At 38.9% G+C, this 24,110-nt stretch carries 17 protein-coding genes; 11 read left to right on the forward strand and 6 right to left on the reverse strand.

The genetic code is table 11. The features are described from left to right. The first annotated feature begins 40 nt into the window (after positions 1-40). Positions 41-460, forward strand: coding sequence for a GNAT family N-acetyltransferase (locus Q7O55_RS03595; protein ID WP_303928386.1), 420 nt, complete (start codon positions 41-43; stop codon positions 458-460). On the opposite strand, the gene Q7O55_RS03600 is transcribed toward Q7O55_RS03595, so the two are convergent. Next, the gene (locus tag Q7O55_RS03600) at positions 457-1,323 is read right to left on the reverse strand and encodes a LysR family transcriptional regulator (protein ID WP_303928389.1); all 867 of its coding nucleotides are present in this window, start codon (positions 1,321-1,323) and stop codon (positions 457-459) included. The genes Q7O55_RS03595 and Q7O55_RS03600 overlap by 4 nt on opposite strands. A 223-nt stretch (positions 1,324-1,546) precedes the next feature. Here Q7O55_RS03600 and Q7O55_RS03605 point away from each other — a divergent pair, with 223 nt between their 5' ends. Beyond that, entirely contained in the window at positions 1,547-2,389 is an 843-nt protein-coding gene (locus Q7O55_RS03605) for a fumarate hydratase (protein ID WP_303928391.1), read from the forward strand. Positions 2,390-2,399: 10 nt separating this feature from the next. Next, the gene (locus Q7O55_RS03610; protein ID WP_303928394.1) at positions 2,400-2,948 is read left to right on the forward strand and encodes a fumarate hydratase C-terminal domain-containing protein; all 549 of its coding nucleotides are present in this window, start codon (positions 2,400-2,402) and stop codon (positions 2,946-2,948) included. Between the two features lie 45 nt (positions 2,949-2,993). Here Q7O55_RS03610 and Q7O55_RS03615 read toward each other — a convergent pair whose 3' ends face one another. From Q7O55_RS03615 to Q7O55_RS03625, 3 genes are all read right to left on the reverse strand, one after another. Then, positions 2,994-4,022, reverse strand: coding sequence for a ribonucleotide-diphosphate reductase subunit beta (locus Q7O55_RS03615; RefSeq protein WP_060919066.1), 1,029 nt, complete (start codon positions 4,020-4,022; stop codon positions 2,994-2,996). Between the two features lie 199 nt (positions 4,023-4,221). Next, positions 4,222-6,504, reverse strand: coding sequence for a ribonucleoside-diphosphate reductase subunit alpha (locus tag Q7O55_RS03620; protein ID WP_303928397.1), 2,283 nt, complete (start codon positions 6,502-6,504; stop codon positions 4,222-4,224). Positions 6,505-6,785: 281 nt separating this feature from the next. Next, the gene (locus Q7O55_RS03625; protein WP_303928400.1) at positions 6,786-8,345 is read right to left on the reverse strand and encodes a hypothetical protein; all 1,560 of its coding nucleotides are present in this window, start codon (positions 8,343-8,345) and stop codon (positions 6,786-6,788) included. A gap of 148 nt (positions 8,346-8,493) precedes the next feature. Between Q7O55_RS03625 and Q7O55_RS03630 the strand changes: the two genes are divergently transcribed. From Q7O55_RS03630 to Q7O55_RS03660, 7 genes are all read left to right on the forward strand, one after another. After that, positions 8,494-9,666: an iron-containing alcohol dehydrogenase gene (locus tag Q7O55_RS03630; RefSeq protein ID WP_303928402.1), complete on the forward strand. Its 1,173-nt coding sequence runs from the start codon at positions 8,494-8,496 to the stop codon at positions 9,664-9,666. Between the two features lie 216 nt (positions 9,667-9,882). Then, on the forward strand, positions 9,883-10,518 hold the full coding sequence (locus tag Q7O55_RS03635) for a hypothetical protein (RefSeq protein ID WP_303928404.1): 636 nt from the start codon (positions 9,883-9,885) through the stop codon (positions 10,516-10,518). Positions 10,519-10,528: 10 nt separating this feature from the next. After that, complete coding sequence (locus Q7O55_RS03640; RefSeq protein WP_303928407.1) at positions 10,529-11,365, forward strand: hypothetical protein; 837 nt, start codon at positions 10,529-10,531, stop codon at positions 11,363-11,365. Positions 11,366-11,531: 166 nt separating this feature from the next. Further along, positions 11,532-12,851: a dicarboxylate/amino acid:cation symporter gene (locus tag Q7O55_RS03645; RefSeq protein WP_303928409.1), complete on the forward strand. Its 1,320-nt coding sequence runs from the start codon at positions 11,532-11,534 to the stop codon at positions 12,849-12,851. 289 nt (positions 12,852-13,140) lie between these two features. Beyond that, positions 13,141-14,178 carry a nicotinate-nucleotide--dimethylbenzimidazole phosphoribosyltransferase gene (locus Q7O55_RS03650; protein ID WP_303928411.1) on the forward strand — a complete coding sequence of 346 codons (1,038 nt, stop codon included), beginning with the start codon at positions 13,141-13,143 and terminating at the stop codon, positions 14,176-14,178. 242 nt (positions 14,179-14,420) lie between these two features. Beyond that, the gene (locus tag Q7O55_RS03655; RefSeq protein WP_303928412.1) at positions 14,421-15,254 is read left to right on the forward strand and encodes a MetQ/NlpA family ABC transporter substrate-binding protein; all 834 of its coding nucleotides are present in this window, start codon (positions 14,421-14,423) and stop codon (positions 15,252-15,254) included. A 514-nt stretch (positions 15,255-15,768) separates the two neighbouring features. Then, positions 15,769-20,025 carry a 2-hydroxyacyl-CoA dehydratase gene (locus Q7O55_RS03660; RefSeq protein ID WP_303928415.1) on the forward strand — a complete coding sequence of 1,419 codons (4,257 nt, stop codon included), beginning with the start codon at positions 15,769-15,771 and terminating at the stop codon, positions 20,023-20,025. 472 nt (positions 20,026-20,497) lie between these two features. On the opposite strand, the gene Q7O55_RS03665 is transcribed toward Q7O55_RS03660, so the two are convergent. Beyond that, complete coding sequence (locus tag Q7O55_RS03665; protein WP_303928418.1) at positions 20,498-21,685, reverse strand: multidrug effflux MFS transporter; 1,188 nt, start codon at positions 21,683-21,685, stop codon at positions 20,498-20,500. 350 nt (positions 21,686-22,035) lie between these two features. Between Q7O55_RS03665 and Q7O55_RS03670 the strand changes: the two genes are divergently transcribed. Further along, positions 22,036-22,203 carry a PepSY domain-containing protein gene (locus tag Q7O55_RS03670; RefSeq protein WP_303928422.1) on the forward strand — a complete coding sequence of 56 codons (168 nt, stop codon included), beginning with the start codon at positions 22,036-22,038 and terminating at the stop codon, positions 22,201-22,203. Positions 22,204-22,346: 143 nt separating this feature from the next. Here the strand turns inward: Q7O55_RS03670 and Q7O55_RS03675 are convergent, their stop codons facing one another. Continuing rightward, positions 22,347-23,984: an L-lactate permease gene (locus Q7O55_RS03675; protein WP_303928425.1), complete on the reverse strand. Its 1,638-nt coding sequence runs from the start codon at positions 23,982-23,984 to the stop codon at positions 22,347-22,349. Positions 23,985-24,110 lie beyond the last annotated feature (126 nt).

Raw genomic sequence — 24,110 nt, forward strand, 5'->3', positions numbered from 1 at the left:
TCGATTCTTATAAATGTACTTATAATCAGAAAGGGCACCCATGATTATTCAAATCTTAGATCATATAACAGAGGAAATAAAACAAATTCGTATCGATGTATTTATGAAAGAACAGGGTTTTGAAGACGAGTTTGATGAAATCGATGAGACTGCAAAGTTTGTGCTCTTATCCATTGATGGTAAAGCGGCTGGTACGTGTCGATATTTTCCCAGTGATGTAGCTGGAGATGCACATATTGGTCGCATGGCGGTACGTAAGTTGTATCGTGGACAACATTTAGGTACTAAGATTATGATGGCTGCTGAAAATGCTATTCGCCGTGACGGATTTAAGACGTGCTCCTTGTCGGCGCAAGTACAGGCCAAACCATTCTATGAATCCCTTGGATATCGTGCTGAAGGAGAAGAATACCTAGATGAAGGCTGCCCACATGTGATGATGCGGAAAGAATTGTACTAGATATTACATAAATACTCTATAAGTGCTTGTATAGTTTTATTTTGCTCTGCTTTATTTGCATAAACGACTGCAACGGTTGCAAGGATTGGTGGATTCATAGATATTAATTTAATATCATCTCGCTTGATTGGTGATGGCGTTAATAAGAATGAAATGCTATTAGTTTGGACCGTCACATCTAGATTTCGATCGACATGATTCGATGACATAGCTATACGAGGTGTAATATGATGTAGTTCCAATTGTTTAGAAATATATTGACGATGGAATGAATCTAATTGCATCATGATTAGGGATTCAGACTCTAACTCTGTAAAGGAGATAGAGTCTTTTTCTATTAATGGATGCGTTGTAGGTACACAGGCTTTGTACTCCACATTCATAATTGGTTTGGATTTGAGTCCCTTTGGTAGAGTGTCTGCAATGATAATAGCTAAATCTAGATCGCCATTGACGAGTTTATTCTGCAAACCAATAGACCCATCCTCAACAATATTAAGTTCCCAATTAGGATGAGCACTACTAAAGTGTGATAATACCGGTTTAATCATAAATGACCCAATCATCGGAGGTATTCCTATTTTTAGGATGCCTCCTTTTTTATGGCCTCGATCTCTTACCTCTTTTAAAGCAGAGTGTAAATTTGTCACTAAAGGGCGTAATTTGTCATATAAAAACTGACCATCATCCGTTAATGTAACGGATTTATTATGACGTTCTAATAGCGTTACACCTAACTCTTCTTCAAGCCGTTTCATGGCAACGGTTAGGTTTGGCTGAGAAAGATAGAGCTGTTGTGCGGCGTGAGTAATATTTCCTAACTCTGCTACGGTTAAGAAATACTCTAAGTATTTTAACTTCATATCATGCGTCCCTTTGTAATAGCTTTTACTTAAAAGATTATCTTTAATTTAGTAACAAAATCATCGTAACTGTAAAGAATAAGATTATTACAATCTACATTAGGGCTTGTAATAAATTTAATTTATTACAAATATAATATACTATATTTCACCTTCTGTAAATTGATAGCTATAATGAGAGCATAAATTCGCAATAAGAATTCAAGTGAAAGAGGTATAGACCATGCGTGTTATTAATACAGAAGAAATCGTACCAATTATTGAAAAATTAGCTATTCAAGCATGTTGTTGTTTAAGTGACAATGTTATCGATGCTTTCAAAAAAGCATTAGAAACGGAAGAGTCTCCAATCGGTAAAGATTCTTTAGAAATTATTATTGAAAATAGTGAGTTTGCTCGCGATAATATGATGCCTTGTTGCCATGATACTGGTATGGCTGTAGTCGTTATGGAAATCGGTCAAGAAGTATCTTGGGAAGGGAAACCTCTATACGACCAAGTAGAAGAAGGTATTCGCCGTGGCTATGAGAATGGTTACTTGCGTAAATCCGTTGTGGCAGATCCTTTGGAACGGGTTAATACAAATGATAATACACCTGTTGTATTCCATCCATCTATCGTTCCTGGTGATAAAGTGAAAATTACTGTTATGCCGAAAGGTGGCGGCAGTGAAAATATGGGGGCTTTCAAAGTATTGTTGCCAGGTGCTGGTGAAGAAGGTATCAAAGAGTTTGTTCTTGAAACTGTAGCACGTGCTGGTGGTAACCCTTGTCCTCCATATATTGTAGGCATTGGCGTTGGTGGTACTATGGACCAATGTGCGTGGATGGCTAAGAAAGCATTGCTTCGCGATATTGGCGAACGTAATCCAAATCCACGTTACGCAAAATTAGAAGAAGATTTGTTAGAGGCTATTAATAATACCGGTATCGGACCTATTGGTTATGGTGGTCGTAGTACAGCTCTTGATGTGCATGTAGATTACTATGGTGTTCATATTACGGCGTTGCCAGTAGCAATTAATTTCCAATGTAATGCAGCACGTCAAGCGACAGCAATTCTATAAGGAGGATTCTATGAGTATAGAAGTTCAATTACCAATCACAAAAGAAATGGCTAAAACCTTTAAAGTAGGCGACGTATTATATTTAACTGGTTATGTGTACACTTGTCGTGATGCAGGGCATAAGCTCATTGCTGAGGCCTTAGAGCGCGGTGAAGACTCTCCAGTAGATTGGACAGACCAACTTGTGTATTATGCTGGCCCATGTCCTGCACCTCCAGGAAAGGTATTCAACTCCAATGGTCCAACTACAGCCGTTCGCATGGATCCCTATGTAGAAATGATGCTTAAACTTGGTGCTACTGCCATGCTTGGTAAAGGTGTGCGTGAACCATATGTAGCTGATTTATGTAAAGAGTATGGTGCTGTATCTCTACTTGGCGTTGGTGGTGCTAGTGCTATCAATGCAGCACGTATTAAATCTGCTGAAATCATGGCCTATGGCGAACTTGGTACGGAATCTATCAAAAAACTCTACTTTGATCGCTTCCGTGTTATTGTTGGTATCGATACAGAAGGTAACGTATTACAATATCAAGAGATTCCTAAATATAAACGATAAAAAGATACCCAATCCAAAGTTCTGGATTGGGTATCTTTTTTGTTATTATTCTAAGTCATCAAAATCAAATGCTGCTGCTTTTGTATAGTTTGTAACTTTTGCTTCGAAGAAGTCAGTTTTTGTGCTATTCAAGTTGGAGAAGCTTTCGATCCACTCCATTGGATTATCCTTAATTTCAGGATACAAATGAGGCAAGCCAATTGCTTCTAAGCGGATGTTTGCAAGGTATTTGATGTAGCGCTCGATAAGAACGTTGTTAAGACCGAGGATTTTATCGTCAGTGATGTATTGGCCCCAAGCGATTTCGTTTTCTGTACCTTGGCGAATCATGTCCGTGATTTTTGCTTCTAGTTCTGGAGTGAACAAATCAGGACGTTCACGGCGTAACTCGCGGATGATGTTTTGGAACAATACAAGGTGAGTTACTTCATCGCGGTTAATATATTTGAAGATAGTGGATGTAGCAGTCATCTTGCCTTGGCGTGCCAATGTGTAGAAGAAGCTAAAGCCAGAGTAGAAGTAGATGCCTTCTAAGATATAGTTAGCGATGATTGTGTGAATAAGATTGGCTTCGCTAGGATCGTCGCTGAAACGTTGGTACGCATCGGCGATGAAACGATTACGTTCAAGTAATGTTTTATCGGTACGCCATTCATCATAGATTTTGTCACGCGTAATCGGATTTGTTACAGTATCCAAAATGTAGGAATAACTTTGAGCGTGAATTTCTTCTTGGAATGTTTGAATATTCAAAAGGGATGCGACTTCAGAGGCTGTGATATAGCGGCTCAAGTTAGGTAAGTTTTCGGATTGAATAGAATCAAGGAAGTTCAAGAACGCAATGATTTTATCGAAAGCACGACGTTCATAATCTGTTAAATATGGGAATTGTTTAACGTCTTCGTTTAAGGAAATCTCTTCTGGAATCCAGAAGTTGTTGAGCATCGTACGGTACATTTGGTTTGCCCAGTCGTACTTGATACGATTCCACTCGCGAAGGTTCGTGGTATTACCGCCAATCATAGATTGAGTGCCACGGTCACCTTTTTCATTGAAAATCAGTTTTTTATCCATAGTAGGACTCCTTTATACAATGATGCGACCTATACTTCTATAGGTCGTCATCAGATTTACATTGTTCGTGACAGTATCTTTTCCGAGTTTAGTGCTCTCTAGTTATAATGTATGTTTTTTGTAAACTATGGCAATGATATCTTTAACTTTTACCATAGCCTAAATTGCATTATATAACGTAGAGTATATCTATCCTATATTAGGAGGAACAGCTTGTGCATTCATCCATTTCAAGGGATTGATTACGGATATAGTAGATTGTTTTGATCCCTTGTTTGTAGGCTTCTACGTAAAGGTCAAGAATTTCTTTCGCTTTCATTTGAGGCGTGATGTACAAGTTGAAAGATTGTGCTTGGTCAATATGACGTTGACGCACGCCACAAGCTTTGATGGACCATTGTTGGTCGATTGTATGTGCCTCTTTGTAGAGCCAGAATGTTTTGTCGTTCAAATCTGGTGCCGTTTTTGGTGTGAAAGAACCTTTCTTCTCTTCGATGAAGAATTTTTTGAAGATAGGGTCGATACCAGCTGTTGTATTAGCGATGTTGGATGTAGAACCTGTAGGAGCCACGGCCATTAAGTAACCATTGCGGATACCGTATTTTGCAACGTCCGCAGCCAATTGTTTCCAACGATCAGATGTGTAGCCACGACGAGTGAAATACTCACCAGTTTCCCATTCGGAACCTTTGAATGCAGGGTACGCACCTTTTTCTTTCGCCAATTCCATAGAAGCTTTAATCGCATAGAATGCGATATTTTCAAATAATTTGTCCGCTACTTCGATGTGCTCATCGGATTCCCATTGAATATCATGATTTACGAGGTAGTGGTGATAACCAGATGTACCAAGACCGATTGCACGGTATTTATCAGAAGTCATGCGAGACTCTGGCACCGGCGCTTGGTTGATGGAAATAACATTGTCCAACATGCGAATTTGAAGGGCAATGTTTTCTTCCAACTCTTCGTCTGTAATACGGCCAAGACTGATAGAGTTTAAGTTACATGTAACCATGTCGCCTGTGTTTGTTTTTGTAGTAATTGTACCGTCTTCGTTGATGATTTCTTCAGCAAGATTAGTGAAGCCAACATTTTGTGCGATTTCGTGGCACAAGTTGGATGCGTAAATCATACCTGCATGTTTGTTAGGATTTGCAGCATTTACAGTATCGCGGAAGAAGATGAATGGCGTACCAGTTTCAACAGCGGAGCGCATGATTTTTTTCATCATGTCTAATGCTGGAACTTCGATGCCGTGTAAATTAGGATCTTGTTCACATTCGATATAGCGTTTAGTAAACTCTTTTTCGTCATCTGTATCGAAGTAATCCTCTAAGGAATAGCCTTTTACAGCCAAGATTTCATGAGGGTCGAAGAGGGTGAAGTTTTCACGAGCTAACATACGTTCCATGAAGATATTTGGAACGGAGATAGCAGGGAAGATATCGTGCGCTTTACGGCGGTCATCACCGTTATTTGTACGAAGTTCTACAAATTCGTAGAAGTCTTTGTGCCAAATATCAAGTGTTACTGTAGCGCCGCCCTTACGTTTACCCAATTGGTCTACCGCAACGGCTGTATCGTTGTACAAGCGGATCCAAGGAATAACGCCGCCAGAGGAGTTTTTGAAACCGCGGATATCGGAGTTCAATGCACGAACTTTGCCAAGGTAGATACCAAGCGCACCACCGTGTTTAGATACGCGAGAGAATTTGCTGTTTACGTCGTAGATAGACCATAAGTTGTCGTCTACACCAGAGATAAAGCAAGAGGATAATTGGTGGAATGGTGTACCAGCATTTGCCAAAGTAGGTGTAGCTGTCGTCATTTTTAATTGGCTCATCAAATCGTAGAATTTCTTAGCGTATTTTACTTTATTTTCCCCTTCTACAAGAGCCAAATGCATTGCGATAGCCATGAAACGTTCTTGCGGTAATTCAAAGATTTCTTTGTTAAAACCTTTTACCAAGTAACGGTCAGCCAATAATTTGAGACCTTCATAGTTGAAGAGATAGTCGCGCTTAGGTTTGATGTAATCGCCTAACTCTTGCAATTCGTCAGCAGTGTATTCTGTAACGAAGAAGTCTGCGTATTTTTTCTCTTCTACAAGCATGTTTACAAGATTTGGGAAGTTGCCGTAGCCAAATGCTTTGTAACGACGAGTAATAGCGGCTTCTTTATAGAGATCGAACAAGAATAGGCGGGCTGCTACGAACTGCCAATCTTGGTTCATTTTATTAACTTGGTTGCCGAAGCCGTCGTCTTTTTTAGATATAACTTTTTCGATGGCTGTTTGGACTAAAGTTTTTTGAATTTCTTTAGTGGTCATGCCATCAACGAATTGCAACTTCGCATCCATTTCCAATTCTAGTGGATCACAAGAATCTAACCCCAAACATGCGAAGGCTATCATTCGTTTCGTTTTTTCAACGGACAACGGCTCGAAATGGCCATCCCGTTTCTTGATCATAATCTCCATTACTGTTCCCCTTGAGAGTTAAAAGTCATAAAACTGTTATTTAGTCGTATAAGCATATATAAGATTAGAATGAATTATATAAATTATCTTTAAGTTGAGTCTAATCAGAAAAATAAGAAAACTACTATATATGGTAGTTTTCTTATCTAGCTTATACATTATGTTACGATTATAGCGAAAAAATTCTATATATTCAATATTGACATTTGTAAAATTTTTAATATAGTTTCGCAAAAAATGTTGATATGGTTAAAGATGCGTGAAATTACTGGATTTTATAATTAATTATATAATACGCTAAAAATAATTCTTCGTGCGCTGTCTTGATATGCATAGTAAGAGTGGATTAAGAGTTTGTATCCCGTGCCTTCTATAATGACTGAATCTGAAGCCGTTTTTGGAACAGTGAGAAATTTTTCATATATATGATGAACCTCGGTCACGCCATTGGGTAGAGATACCTCTAAATCAAGACCTTCATTGATGAATCTAAAGTTGATAGATTCATAGGATGCTGTTGGTATGTCAGCTGTACTATCAGCAGGCTCACGTACTTCTAATTCGATGTTAGAAATGAATTTATTATATCCTACAAGCGAAATAACATGAGGTTCTTCAACGGCCGTAAAGCTGATAAACTGAATATTTCGTTCCTTATATATTTCCGTTGCTCCTAGTTTTGAAGAATCCCCCTGTATAATCGTCCTGCCATAGTCTGTAAAATCAGGGTTAAATGTTTCTGTAATAGGCAAGTATACGTGCCATTGACCGTCAATTTTTGTATAGTTTGTAAACTCTCGATGGGATGTGTAACCGATAAAAGGCATTAAAAGGACTGCACCTAGGGCGAGTGCCATAATCGTTGTATGGATCGATGGAGTCAAACGTTTTACAAAGGAATATACGTTATGTGCTAAGAAGATTAGATTGAATGCGGCTACGTAAATCGTATTGAGCCAGAGTACAGGCTCATTTATTACGCGTTTGCCAATCAGGATTAGGCACAATATTGTAATCGTAATAAATAAGAAACATAGGATCCTTTGTGTCTTGCTGCTTTCACTAGATCTGAAACTAGCCAAGTAAAATAGATAGAAAGTGGCTACATACGGATAATATGTATAAAGGAACCGCGCATCTTCGCGGAGGCCTAAGAGAATCAATACCAAGTAGATATTAGCTAGAATACCTGTAATGATGGAAGCCTTTGGTAGTATGATTCCAAAAACAACATTATAGAATGTATTTGGTTCTGGCGGTCCCTCTGGCTCCTCTTTGTAAGTACATAGCATAGACATACAGATAAAAATGTTAATAGACGCCAGAATTTTAAAGATTAGATCTTCAAAGGTGAATGGTTTGTCCAAAATGATGAAGAAGAACCATAAGGTCATGACTATGACTACATTGTACAGTGTTGATGTAACAATGGTGATACCAATCCGTTTTATGCGGTTGATGATTTCGCCGATGTAGTGTTCACCAGGTGACGTAAAGTACAGCGCAATCATAGAGTACAGCCATAGGTATGATATGTTTTCTGTGGCTAGCTCGATGCCTCGTATGTGATGGTACGTTTCATGAATCGTATATAGACCAACGCTGATGCCTATGCTTAATAATGTATATACTATGGAGTACTTTCGATCTCGTGTTATATATGATTGTAGTATGACGATGAAGAAATACAGCCCATAGAACCAAAGGTCTATATCGGCAAACCAATCTTGCTCTAGATAAAACGGTGTACATGAAAATACGGCAATTAATGTTAGTAATATAGGTGACTGCGCAGCTAGGTCCCGCAGCGAAGACCATAAATGTGTAATTGCAAATTTCATAGATTCTCTCCCTCTATAAAAATAAATGCCCCCCTCTTATCTGTAGTATACATGTTTTCTAGTGAAAGTCCTATGAGGTTTTACAGGCGTCTGAATTTACATTACAATAACATTAAGAGCTAGTATTTATAGAAAAGAGGTCGTTCACATGGAGTTCTCTTATTTTTTACCAGTACATATCCAATTTGGTTGGGATAAAGTCGATAGTGTTGCTGATTTTGCTAAGCCTTATGGCAATAAAGCGCTAATCGTAACAGGGCGGACGAGTGCCAAAAAATCCGGACTATATGACCGTGTGACAGCAAAACTTGATGCGGCACATATTGAACATGTGTTGTTTGATCAAGTGGATGCCAATCCCTTAACGACGACTGCATTGGACGGCGCTGCTTTAGCTAAATCTGAAAGCTGTGATATGGTCATTGCCATCGGTGGCGGCTCTATCATGGACTGTGCAAAAGGCATTGCATTTATGGTCGTTAACGATGGTGACATTAACGACTATATCTTTAACCGTAAAACCAGTGATAAGGCGTTGCCTCTAATTGTAATTCCCACAACCTGTGGTACAGGTTCTGAAGGCAATGGTTTCGGGGTGCTTACGAACCCTGAAACGGGAGACAAGAAATCCTTGCGATGTAATGCCATCGTACCAAAGGTATCCATCGTAGATCCGGCAGTAATGGGTACCATGCCTCCTCATGTATTGGCATCTGTGGGCTTTGATGCACTCTGTCATAATATCGAGGCGTATACCTCTAAAACGGCACAACCTTTTACCGATGCATTAGCTCATTATGCTGTAACTTTGTTAGCACAATATCTTGTGCCTCTATATAAACATGTGAAAGCAAAGGCTGAAAGTAAATCAGCTATTCTCAACGAAACTCAGCTTATAAAAGCTTGGGAGGCCGTTACATTGGCTAGCACAATTGGAGGCATGGTTATTAATACCGCTGGTGTCACACTCGCTCATGGTATGGAACACCCTGCTAGTGGGCTGAAAGATATTACTCACGGGGTAGGCCTTGCCGTTATCGAACCGGTTGTAGTGGAATATACATGGAGTGCTAACCCAGACAAATTTGCTACATTGGCACGTATATTCAACCATGGAGATGGCTCCGAACTAGGTGAAGCACTGCATTTAATCGTACATGAGTTAGACCTTACCACAAACCTTACAGAACTAGGTTTTACGAAAAAAGACATTCCCTGGCTTGTCGATAACGTGTACGTCGTAGCTACAGGCAATATTGCTAATACAATGGCTGAAATTAGCCGTGAAGATATAGAAGTGCTGTATAAAAAGATGTTTTAAGTGTTGTCATAAAAGGAGAGAGTTTTGTTTCAAGGATTTTATGGCTTATTGACAATATGTATAAGTGTATTCTTTATACTGAGCATGCTATTTAATATAGCTCCTATAACATATATTGTGTTTGGTGTAATGATACTATTGAGTCTATTATTACAATATGGTCGTTTTAAGAAACAGACTGTATCTGAAAAAAGGCACACTCAATTGGCCTAGTGTTTGTATATTGCGTTTATTCTTAGCTTTTCTTGGCTAATAGGCGATTGGTATAAGTATGATTTGCAAACAAGCCTTGATCAATTTGATTCTTTCGAGTATAGCACAAAGGATTGGAATCAAGGCTGGCCCAATAGTGAAGAATTACCGGAGGGGTTAAAACGACCAGAGAAACTTCCAGAAGGTATTTATAGAGCGTCTGCTTTTCGTAGTGATTTAGCATGGGCTAATGTATATCCAGAGAGATATACAGTACTTGAGGGAGACCCTAAAGTAATCTCACAATATGAAGCGATAGCTAAGCAAAATGCAGCTTATACAGCGCAAATTGATGCGGATGGTGTATTGCGTGATTTAGATGCTGGGGAGAAAAAGCGCTTTATATCTCACCCAAATAGCTATAACATTATAGAAAGTATAGAAGAAGAATCTTTAAATTTGCCGCAACGAAATTTTATAGAGTGGTTGCGCTTTGCACCCCGAAAAGAAACAAAAACAGTGGTGAAGGATACATATAATTCTACCCGAAATCATAGATTATATGTGTTTGTAGATGATGGGAATACTAAAAGGCCTCATTTTGTGGAACTTTTAATCAGTAATGATGGGACACGGGTTGTGTTTTATCAGTCTAAGTAAGGACTATATTATGAATCGATTTATTAAACCCATACGAATGGTAATAGGCCCTCCTTGTGGTAAACATATCATTTTATCAATCTTATTCCTTGTTTTTTTACTTTGGGGGAATTCGTATATTCAATTGCCAGGTTTATGGTTTGTAATAGTAGGTGTAATTTTAGCATTATCAATAAGAATACAGTTTTATTACTACTTGTATCATTTAACATTACCGAAGAAACACATTTTATATGCTTGGTGCACATTACTTGTAGCAGTACCTTTATTACTAATGTCTATGTTTATATATGAAATCCTTTTTGGAAGTGAAGTTAATGATGTATCACGATGGAAACAAAGATGGCCAGTAAATGCAACAGTATTACCAGATCATTTTAGAGCCCCTGATATAGTGCCGAAAGGATTGCATCCTATATCTTCAAGGGGAACAATAGAAAGTTTTTATGATTCCACAACTACTATTGTCTTTGAAGGTAGTCCCGAAGATGTAAGAGCATTTGAACACCTTGTTGCTGAATCTTCGGCACCGGGTTTAATTATTACTCCAGAGCTGTTTAAGAATAGAGTTTATTCGTATGAGGCCAACTCTATTTTTTCAAAAGGGGATATACAAAGCACTTATGACCTTTTAATTGAGGATTATACAAAGTGGAATTTATTTGTGTGGCTTCTATATGGTCGTCAATTAGCAGGTGGATATTATCAACTTGAACAAGTTCCTACCTATGGCTATACGGTTTATGTTATCCACCGAGAGAGTGGAATTGATCCGCATGTGATTTACTTTTTATTTAGCTCTGATCGTACTCGTGTTGTTTTCTATGATTTTATAGTGACGCATTAATTGAATATATTAATCTTTATATCAAATTTTTTTGGTTTGACAGCTTTAATACATATCTTTATAATATGTTTTAACAAGAGACTAGGATATAAGTGTAATCCCAGCCCTTAGGGCTGGGGTTTCTTTTTATAGTCTCATATAGTTTAGTTTGTAGAGAGGTGTTATTATGGCAGATCAAAAAAATAAAAATGTGGATGCCTTAGCGCAAGAGATTACCTTGAAAAGTCGTGGACAAGGAAAATTGCGTCAGTTCATTTTATGGATGGGGGCTCTCATCATAGGCGCTATCTTAGGATGGCAACACATTCTAGCTCTAAATGAGCTCTTTAATTTTATTGCAGCAGTCTTTACTCGCTTGTTCCAATTCATTGCGATTCCAACAGTGTCTTTAGCGGTTATTACTACATTATCTATGCTAGGTGCTAAAAAGGACACAGGTCGCATCTTTGGTCATGCCGTAGTGTATACATTACTTACTACCATTTGTGCAGCGGCTGTTGGTCTTGGCTTATACTTCTGGATTGCTCCAGGTAACTTACCACTTGATGTAATCGGTGCTGGCGCATCTCAAGTACCAGAAAAACTCGGTACCGTTACCTATTACGATCATTTCTTATCCGTTATTCCAAACAATATCTTGCAACCTTACTTACAAGCTAATGTATTGTCCGTAATGTTCATCTCCGCATCCGTTGGGTTAGCCTTTGCTTTCATGCCACGCACAGAAAATCGTGAAGCGGTGTTGAAAGTGTTATTTGGTTTACAAGAGTTATTGTTCACGTTGATTAAAGCATTGCTTTATGTATTGCCAATCGGAATCCTTGCCTTTGCCGGTCAATTATCTGCACAGATCGAAGCAGGTGTAATTGTTGGTGCCTTAGGTAAATATACGGCTGTTGTTATCGGCGGTAATTTAATCCAATTTTTTATCGTAATTCCATTGTTCTTGTTATTCCGTGGGTTAAACCCTGTAGACGTATTCCGTAAAATGTCTCCAGCCGTAGCCGTTGCGTTGTTCACAAAATCTTCTGCAGCAACGTTGCCTGTTACATTGGCGTCTGCTGAGGATAATTTGAAAGCGCATCCTGCAGTAGCTCGTTTTGTATTGCCAATTTGTACGACAATTAACATGAATGGCTGTGCTGCTTTCATTCTTGTTACATCCTTATTCGTAATGCAAAATGCTGGCATGGAATTAACGATTGGCACAATGGTAGCCTGGTTATTTATTGCAGTTCTCGCTGCTATTGGTAATGCGGGCGTTCCAATGGGCTGCTATTTCTTGACCTTGTCCTTGATGAGCTCCATCGGAGCACCAATCGGCTTGCTCGGTATCATCTTGCCAATCTATACGATTATCGACATGATTGAAACCGCTGAAAACGTTTGGTCTGATGCATCTGTGTGTGCCATGGTTGACCATGACCTTCAGGGTAAATTGGACGACTCCAGTGGCGATGATATGCCACAATTCCAAGGTGCTTAATTTCGTAGGTTAGATAAGTTTAAGAAAATACTTAATTATATAACTCAAATAAAAGGTTATCCTGTGAGGAGATAACCTTTTTTATCTGCTAGATTGATTGTAATTATATAATGATAATTTCAACTAAAAATATAGATGCTAAAAGACTAAAATTCAAAACTAAATTATATTTTTAAAAACTAACAATAGTCACATTACTAGATATGTAATTTATGTTATACTTTCATATAGAATAATATCGAATTAACAGAAGGCTAGTTGGCATATTAGTTGCGGACTAGAGATTAGAATGAAAGATAAGTCAGTATTACCTATAGAGAAACAATTAAATAAATTTCTCCAACCGAAATGTCTCATCCCAGGAGGTCTTGGTTTATGGGAAATGTATTTTCGCAAAATTTGCACGGCTTGGGGCGAGATTAATGGTGAAATTCGACCACAGCATATCATATTTTCTGCCGATAATGGTTGTAACATGGAAGGCTATGTAGGTTATAACTACGAGGTGACACAAAAGCAGTCTCGTAATATGTTACTAGGGCGTTCATCGGCGACACAATTTTGTAACTTTAACAATATTCCTTATGAGGTTGTAGACGTAGGAATTGCCTCAGATGATGGTATTGGTGTGGATCGCAAAGTAGCGAAGGGTACAAAGAATATTTTGAACCATCCTGCCATGGCTGAGGATGAATTTAATAGAGCCTTTCAAGCTGGATATGAACGGATTCAACATTATGTAGAACAAGGAATCAATCTGTTCTCCTTTGGTGAAATGGGTTTAGGGAATACAACAACCTCTGCTTGTGTTTTGTCTGCATTAATTGGAGCTAAGCCAACGGAAACTGTAGGACCTGGTTCTTGGCCAGACAAACCAGAGATGATGAAGCGTAAAATTGATTTTGTTCGGTCTGTTTTAGAGCATCATAAGAACAATATAGTTTCTGAACATGAGTCTGACCGAGTTCGTAAAATCGTAGCTCATGTAGGAGGCTTTGATATCGCTGCTATTCTTGGAGCGATGCTAGCTTGTGTAGATTTTGAAAAGCCTTTTGTTATTGACGGTTTTATAACATCTGTGGCAGCTGCTTGTGCAGCACATATAAACGCTCGTGTTAAGGACTATGCATTACCATCGCATCAGTCTAAAGAAAAAGGTACGGAACTTGCTTTAGCTGAGGTGGGGATCACTCAAGACATGGTTCCTATTCAAGCACAAATGTCGATGGGGGAAGGCACAGGAGCCATTTTGATGGTACAAATGCTAAAAACAACACAGCATATGTTTGTAAATGTGGGCACCTTTGCAGAGCTGATGAAATTATAATTACTATAATCTATTTTAATTTATACTAGTTTTACTATAGCTTAAAGTTATATCGAAAGATATAAATAAACTATTATACGAGTGGGAATTAAACTGCTATATTTACAACATCGAAATTATTAAATAATTGAATGTAGATACATGAATAAGAATATATAAATTTATTACAATATCTACGTGTGTTGTATACGCGTGAGTCCTCGTCAATAGATGTAGGTGTTCATCGTAGATAGGAGGATTACATGAAAAAATGGTTAGCATTAGCAGCGACGGCCGTATTAGGCGCGTCCTTATTGATTAGTGGTTGTGGATCTTCCACAAATGACACAAGTTCCAGCAGTGCTGGTAGTTCTAAAGCAGAGGTGTTAAAAGTAGCAGCGAACCCTGTACCTCATGCTGAAATCTTAAATCAAATTAAGCCTTTATTGGCTAAGGAAGGTGTAAATCTTCAAATCATTGAATTTACGGACTACATCCAACCAAATATGGCGTTGTCCAGTAAAGAAGTAGATGCAAACTTCTTTGCTAACGTGCCTTACCAAAATAATTTCAATAAAGATCATGGTACAAACTTCGTAAGCTTTGCCCCAGTTCACATCGAACCATTGGCTATTTACTCTCAAAAAATCAAAGATTTAAAAGATTTGCCTAATGGAGCAAAAGTAGCGATTCCATCTGATCCAACAAACAGTGCTCGTGCACTTCTTTTGTTACAAAGTGCAGGTCTTGTAACTTTGAAAGACCCAACTGGTTTGACTAATACACCATTTGATGTGACTAGCAACCCTAAAAACATCCAAATTACAGAGTTAGAGGCAGCCCAAATTCCTCGTTCCATTCAAGACTTAGACGCAGCTGTAATCAATGCTAACTATGCATTGCCAGCAGGTCTTAATCCTACAAAAGATGGTTTATTCGTAGAAAAAGCTGATTCTCCATATGCAAATCTTCTTTCCGTAAATCCTGGTGATGAAAATAAACCAGCTATCCAAAAATTAGCTAAAGCATTACAATCTCCAGAAGTTAAGAAGTTCATCGAAGAACATTACAAAGGGGCTATCATCCCAGCGTTCTAATCAATGATTGTAATAACATATATGTATTAAATTTAATACTCTCTTATGACATAACTTTATAGATACGAATAAGACGTACTGTCTTATGAACTAACCCCGAGATTGGAATCAATTTTGGGGTTAGTTTCTTATATATTACATATTGTCTGATGCAATTAATACATTTGATTTGACCTGTTATGTTACAAAAGATACGTTATTTTTCATTGTAAAATGGTATAATATTTTTTACATCCTATTATATATATGACTTTGTAATTCAAATCTTAATATATTTTCTATAACATTTTAGATATAGAAATAACTTAGATTTTAACTGCTGTTGTTGTATAATAAAGATAGGATATTTAAAAATTTAGATATTTTGGTGAAAGTATTATATCCTTATCTAATTTAATTGTTTATTTTAGATGCTTAGTACATTATATATGTTGTACATATTACATGTGAGACTTTCACAAAAATAAGTATGGTCACTTAGGTGGTCATACAGTCGTTAAAAAGAGAGGTATTTATGCAGCACATGCTACGCATGGGGATTGACGTGGGGTCTACAACGGTTAAAGTTGTATTATTGGACGAACACGATAATTATTTGTATAAAAAGTACATACGCCATTATGCAAACATATTGGACACAGTATATACCTTGTTACAAGAGGCTCAAGTTGGTCATGAAGACGCTCTTGTTCATGTGTGTATTACTGGTTCTGGTGGGATGGCTATGGCCGAAAAGGTGCGCATCCCATTCGTACAAGAGGTTATTGCTGAAACGCGAGCTGTGAAAGCCCTCTATCCAGAGACAGACGTTATCATCGAACTTGGTGGTGAAGATGCGAAGGTTACGTATTTAGGTCAAACTGCAGAACATCGTATGAATGGCTCCTGTGCTGGTGGTACGGGCGCTTTTATTGACCAAATGGCGACTTTATTGCAGACAGATGCATCTGGCCTTAACCAATTAGCCATGAATGCTGATACGATTTATCCAATTGCGGCACGCTGTGGCGTATTTGCTAAAACAGACGTACAAGCTTTGTTAAACCAAGGCGCATCTCATGAAAATATTGCAAAATCTGTATTCCAAGCAATTGTAAATCAAACGATTGCTGGCCTTGCATGCGGTCATAAAATCGAAGGTAATGTAGCGTTCCTTGGCGGTCCGTTGATATTTTTGTCTGAATTACGCCAATGCTTCTGCGATACCTTAGAGCTAGATGAAGCGCATCGCATTATCCCTGAGAATGGTGAATTGTTCATTGCTTTAGGGGCGGCATTGATGAAAGATGAGTGCCGCGAGATTACTGTTGGCCAATTGACAAAGGAAATCGGTGCACTTATCGGTATTCCCATGGAAGCTACAGACCGTGTTGATCCGCTATTTAAGAATGAACAAGAATTAGAAGATTTTCGTGCTCGTCACGCTAAGGCTGTAACGCCAAAGGCGAATATCGAGGATGCTCAGGGTCCTTGCTACCTTGGTATTGATGCTGGTTCTACTACACTTAAGGTAGTACTCATTAACAGCAATAAGGAAATTATATTCTCTCATTATGGTCCTAACCATGGTAAACCATTAGAAAAATCTCGTGAAATCATCGAGAAAATATATGAATTATTGCCAAAAGGTGCCTATATTGCACACTCTGGCGTAACCGGCTACGGCGAGGCCTTTCTTAAACGCGCTCTCGGCATCGATATCGGTGAAGTAGAAACGATGGCTCACTATCGTGCGGCCCGCTTTTTCTGCCCTGATGTATCCTTTATTTTGGATATTGGCGGTCAAGATATGAAATGCTGTAAGGTTCGTGATGGGTATATCGAAGATATCGTGTTGAACGAAGCTTGCTCCTCTGGTTGCGGTTCTTTTATTGATACATTTGCATCCGGGCTACGAATTCCTATCGATCAATTCGCAAAAGAAGGATTATTGGCACCTATGCCAATCGATTTAGGCTCTCGTTGTACCGTATTTATGAACTCTAAGGTTAAGCAGGCTCAAAAAGAAGGTGCTACGGTACAAGATATCGCAGCAGGTCTTGCTTATTCTGTAATTAAAAATGCCCTTTATAAGGTTCTTAAGGTGAAAGATCCTAAAGAATTAGGCGATCATATCGTTGTACAAGGAGGTACGTTCTATAACGAATCCGTTTTGCGTGCCTTTGAGAAATTGATGGGCGTAGAGGTGATTCGCCCTGATGTATCTGGGTTGATGGGTGCATACGGTATGGCTCTTCTTGCAGCAGAAACGGCGGAAGAGTTACAAAAGGGTGAAAGCACATTGCTAGATAGTGAAGGCCTTAATTCTTTACAAGTATCTACGACAATGCGCAATTGTGGTCTTTGCCCAAATAATTGCATGCTTACTATCAACGCTTTCTCCGATGGTCGTACGTACGTAACTGGCAACCGTTGTGACCGCGGTGCTGGCGATATGATCCAAGAGAAGCGTAAGCCAGTTCCTAACTTGGTAGATGTAAAATTACGTCGTTACTTTGATTACTACTTGAAGAAAAATATTCCTGAGTTTGAAGGTAAAATGCGTGTAGGTATCCCTCGCGTTCTCAACATGTATGAGGACTTCCCATTCTGGTTCACATTCTTCAATAGCTTGGGTTATGAAGTAATCCTTTCAGATTATACGACTAAGGATCAATACAATAAAGCTATCGATACAATTCCATCCGATACAGCTTGCTATCCTGCAAAAGCTGTGCATGGTCATATTCGAGATTTAGCGAATGCACAGGTAGACTTTATTTGGTACCCTTGTATTCAACATGGCCCTAAGGAATTTAGTCGCGACAATAATTACCATTGTCCAATGGTTATTTCCTATCCAGAACTTATCAAAAATAATATGCAAGAGGTATTGGACGATACTCCGTTCCACGCACCATTCTTGCCGTTAGCTGATAAAAAATCCCTTGTTCCGGCCCTTGTGAAAGCATTGGATTTTTTAAACTTAAAGAAGAAGGATATTGCTAAGGCTATAGACCTCGCTTGGGAAGAGCAGGAAAACTGCAAAGCGTCTTACCGTGAAACGACAAAGAAAACTGTATCTCGGCTCGTGGCAGAACAAATTCCGACAATCGTATTGGCTGGCCGTCCATATCATTTAGACTCCGGTATTAACCATGGTATTCCTGAACTTATTACATCTCTTGGTATGGCTGTTCTTACAGAAGATGGCGTTGCCCCATTAGGCAATGAAATCAAGCATTTACGCGTTGTAGACCAATGGTCCTACCATAGTCGCCTATATCGTGCCGCTGAATTTGTAAGTAGAACTGAAGGATTCCAAATTGTAGAGCTTAACTCCTTTGGTTGTGGACTGGATTCTATCGTAGCAGATCAGGTAAAAGATATACTTTCAGCAAACCACAAAATCCATACCTTGCTCAAAATCGATGAAGGTACAAACCTTGGAGCCGTGACAATCCGTTTGCGATCCTTGCAATCTGTAATGGAACGTAGTTTGCGTCGTCATCATAATCCTGAGGCGTCGGAAGAGGTAGTGGTAGAGAAATTATCAACTTACGATTACAATCGCGTTGTCTTTACAGAAGAAATGCGTAAGACTTATAAAATCTTGGTACCACAAATGTCACCATTGCATTTTAGCCTCTTAGAGCCAGTTCTCAAAAATGAAGGATATGACTTTGAAATGTTGCCAGCGCCTACGCGTGATGATATTGAAGTGGGTTTGAAATATATTAATAATGATGCATGTTACCCCGCGATTATTGTTGTAGGTCAGCTTATGTCCGCACTGTTATCCGGTAAATATGATGTAGAGAAGACTGCTGTTATCATCTCTCAAACTGGTGGTGGTTGTCGTGCTACAAACTACATCGGTTACTTACGTAAAGCATTGATTGATGCTGGTATGAAACAAGTGCCAATCCTATCCCTCAATGCGAGCGATATGGAACGTCAACCGGGCTTCAAATTGACAAAAGGCTTCTTACATCGCATGATTCAAGCCGTAGTATACGGGGACGCTATCATGCAATGCGTATTGGCTACACGCCCATACGAAAAGAACCCTGGCTCTACCGATGCATTATGTGATTACTGGCTTAAAAAGCTCCGTGAAAACATTACATCTGCAAGCCTTCGTCAATACAACAAGTATATTAAAGAAATCATTCATGACTTTGATAACTTGCCAGTCAACAAGGATGTACAGAAACCTCGTGTTGGCGTCGTAGGGGAAATTTACGTTAAATTCCACCCAAGTGCTAACAACCATATTAATGAACTCATTGAAAAGGAAGGCGGCGAAGTCGTTACATCTGGCTTGCTAGATTTCTTCTTGTACTGTGCAATGGATAGCACTTATCGTGCGAAACACCTTGATGGTACATGGCTATCAGGCTTCTTTGGTACATTGGCTCGTGAAGCCCTTGAACTATACCGTTTGCCATACGCTAAAGCTGTAGCGGCGTCTAAAAACTTTGATCCTCTACAACGTATGACAGAAGTGGCTAAAGAAGCAGCTCAATTCATCGGTCTTGGTAACCAATGCGGTGAAGGCTGGTTCCTCACAGGCGATATGATCGATCTCATCGAAAAAGGAGCTAAACAAATCGTATGCTTACAACCATTTGGTTGTTTGCCGAACCACGTAACAGGTAAAGGTATGGTGAAAACACTATCCGCTGCCTACCCAGACGTGCGAATTGCGGCTATCGACTACGATCCAGGATCCAGTGCAGTAAACCAAGCAAACCGATTAAAACTACTACTATCGACAATGTTCGAGTAAGTAGTTAATGTATTGCGAATTTTTGCTAAACTAATAGTTGTGTAACTCGATGGAGCTACTGTAAATAAGTGATAAGGTCCCTTACATTTTATAATGGGGCCCGAATACAACTGCATATTACTAGTATAGAAAAAATACAGCCCCCTCTTGGCTCAGTACGTCACTACGTTCCGTAAAATCGCTGCAGAGAGGGCTGTATTCTTTTCTACAATCAGTTGAGTAGGCGCTTTTCGTTAATGTGTTTAGAGTGTTTGTAGATAAAAAAACTAATCTATTATGAAATATGCTTGTAAAGCTCAACAATGGGACGCCTCTATAATAATGTTAATATAAATACGATACCCCTTTCCGAAGCGATTTTACGGAACGTAGTGACGTACTGAGCAAGGAAAGGGGTATCGTATTTATATACTAATATTATTTAGTTGTAGTGGGGCCCCATTGTGGGGCTCATACAAATCTATAAAAGAAATTATTCTTTCTCTACTAACCCATATAGGCACAATAAGGAAAGCGCTGCACATACTAGCATTGTAATCCCCATGGGTACCCCCGTATATTCCCCACCAATACCAACTAATGGAGATACGATTCCTGCAGAGAACATGCTAGCAAAGCCAAGTACTGCAGAGGCACTTCCAGCCATTTTACCGTATTTAGTCATTGCCATAGAGAAAGAGGCAGAGCCAAATAGGGATACGGTGCATACCGTAAAGAATAAGATAAATGTTACAGGAATAAGGGACCATTCAAAAATCATGGATACTAAAAATAGTAAGGAACCGATAGTCAGTTGCCATAAACTGAATGTAAGTAATTGACGTGATGTTATAACATTACTTACACGACCACTAATGGCACTAGCTAAAATGATACCGCAGCTATTAATACCGAATAAATAGCTAAACTCTTGAGCAGATAGTTGAAAGATATTTTGGTATATAAAGGAAGAACCAGAGATATACGCAAAGAATGCACCAAATGCAAAGAGTTGAATTAATGTTTGTCCTAAGAATTGTTTATCTTTAATAAGTGTAATATAGTTTTTGGTTGCTGTCCCGATACCGCCTGCTATACGTTTTTCTTTTGGTAAGCTTTCATGGAAAAGAAAAGAGCCTACCAATAAAATAGCAGAGAATACTGCTAAGATAACAAAGATTACACGCCATGTAGTAAATAAGAGCAGTTGACCACCTACTAAAGGTGCAAGGACTGGTGCGAGGCCGTTAACCATCATGAGTAAGGCAAAAAGTTTTGTTAATTCTTGACCAGATGCAAAGTCTCGAGCAATGGCTTTGGCAATTACAACGCCTACAGATCCGGTTAAACCTTGTAGAAATCTTCCTAGTAAAAGTATTTCGATACTCGGTGCATAGGCACATATAAGGCCAGAAATAACACATAGTAAATTACCTATAATAAGTGGTACCTTACGCCCCATTGTGTCACTAATAGGACCACCAAATAATTGGCCTAATGCAACACCAAAGGTCATAACACCAATGGTCATTTGAATATTTGATGCTGTTGTATTTAATTCGCCAGGCATAATCGGTAATGCAGGTAAATACAGATCTGTTGCGAGTGGTGTTATGGCTGTTAACATGCCAAGGAATACTACCAAGATAAAGGAAACCTTAGCAGAATTTTTTTCATTCATAAAATCCTCCTGTCTTAAAATGAGAAAAATAAAAGCCTGCGAATCGCACTTCGCAGACTGCATTTAATTTTATCTATTTGATACGATGTATTGTAACATGATTGGTAGATAATTTCTATAGATTTTTCTTGTTAAGAATTATGATTTGCTATCTTTTCTCTTATCAATTACAATAATTGATATTATTTATATTTAGAATATTAATTCAATTTATGTGTGTAGGAGAGAATTATATGAAAAAAATGGCAAAATCTTTGATTTTGACTGTAGTAGCTATCCTGATTACCCCTGTAGTATTTTCAGTAAAAGCTATTAGTTCTGATGAGGCTGTTTAAAGCGCCTTAGCAAATGTGCCGGGTGCAACAGTTGCTAATGTAACTGAATTCAATCGTGATTATGAGAATGGCCGTTTAGAGTATGAAGGCGAAATACATTATAATGGTTATGAATATGATTTTGAAATTGATGCAGATACTGGGACCTTTACTAAATGGGAAGTAGAGCAAGAGGCTTATTAATAGATTGTTATAATTATATGTAGCAAATTAGTGAACTCTAAACTGTATTATCATTAAGCCATGTTATATGTGGTATTCTCATATGTGGCAACAAAAAAGAACAGCTCTTCACGAGCTGTTCTTTTTTGTATTGTTACCAGTTCTTAGAAGAAGAAGTGGTGAATTTCATGGATGAAATGCTGACCGAAGTAGGAGATACAGCCGTGCATAACGATGAAGATGAGGAAGTATTTGAAAGCGCTGTTCATGATAACATTCGCCTGTACTTCGTTTTCTAATTTATGAGCTTCTTCGGCGCTGATTTCCTTATGGCTTTCCAGATATGCTTTCAAAGCAGGACCTACGGCACCGATGGAAATTGCAATGGATTGTGGAGACAGCATTTTACCGATACCGGCTGCACCGGAGTTAACGGCTGCCAACCAGAAGCCGAGGTCTTCCCAGTTTGCAGGGGTTAGGCCTTGAGCCGCAGCGATTTGAAGCGGGCCGAACAGTACGTTGGAGTTTGTTCCGGAACCGGTCAGGAACGCACCCAATGCACCTACGATAGGAGCGAATAGCGGATATAAGGTACCCGTACCGGCAACCATTGCTTTTGCGATATCTGCAGTCATACCGGAATACGTCATCAATTTAGCTGTCATAACAACCGTGATGATAGTAAGGTATGTGAATTTCAAATTCTTAACAGTGCTACCCAATGTACCGAAGATTTCACCGGCTTTTGCTTTTTGGATGAAACCGCCAACAATACCGGCGATAAAAATCATGATACCAGGAGTTGCAATCCATACGAATGTGTAAGGCTTTGCACCAGTGCCTTGGTAAATAGGTACAGTTGTTTTAATGGACGCAAGAGGACCATTAATTGCAGGGAACAATTTAGACGTTAATAATAATAATACGAAGATTAAGATGAATGGCATTGCAGCAATAAGGCCTTCGCCACCAGAAACTCTAGGAGCTTCGCCGGTTTGTTTTACTGCGTATTCAGGATCATTAGGAGGCATGATTTTTGCACAGATAATGATAACTGCCATGATAACGATAGATGCAGAGATTACGGATAATTCTGGACCCATTACTGCGTTAATTACAGTTTCAGGAACAGCTAATGCTAAACCAGAAAGTAATGTTACAAGGAATACACCTTTTAACGCTTTGATACCGCCACCAATGATCATAACAACGAAGAATGGAGCGATAAGGTTAAGTAAGAACAATTGTACGGAAATGAATGTACCTAAATGGCTTGGATCAAGGCTAGTTAAGGAAGCCAATGTAGTTGTTGGAATACCAATGGAACCAAATGTTGTTGGTACAGAGTTTGCAACGAGACATGCAATGATAGATTTTAGTGGGTCAAAACCTACGGCAACCATCATAGCAGCTGGAATTGCAACGGCAGTACCAAAGCCAGCCATACCTTCCATGAAGGCACCGAAGCCCCATGCAAGTAATAATGCAAGTACACGAGTATCAGATGTTACAGATGAAAGCATGGTTTTAATAGTTTCCATGGCTTTTGTGTATACTACCAAGTTATAAACAAAGATAGCAGCTGTAATAACTAATAGGATTGGCCAAAGGGCCAATGCGGCACCTTCGAGGGCGCCTGTCGCCATGTGGAATGGATCAGCTTGGAATGCTGTAATGGCGATAACAAAAGAACCGATTGCGGCAACAGTGGTTGCTTGCCATGCCGGTAATTTCAAGATGGATAATGCTACGATTAACCAAATGATAGGCGCTAACGCTAATAAAACGGTGATAGCACTCATTTCTAAAATCATCCTTTCGATAAAATAAAAATTTTTATATGCTTAACAGGACGATGTAGTGTTAATCAAATTATTTGATGAGTAAAATGCTATTATATAATTTTGTAAAAGTTCAGCAAAAATAAG

It is taken from the genome of Veillonella parvula (assembly GCF_945949885.1).
GTDB lineage: Bacteria > Bacillota > Negativicutes > Veillonellales > Veillonellaceae > Veillonella > Veillonella parvula_B.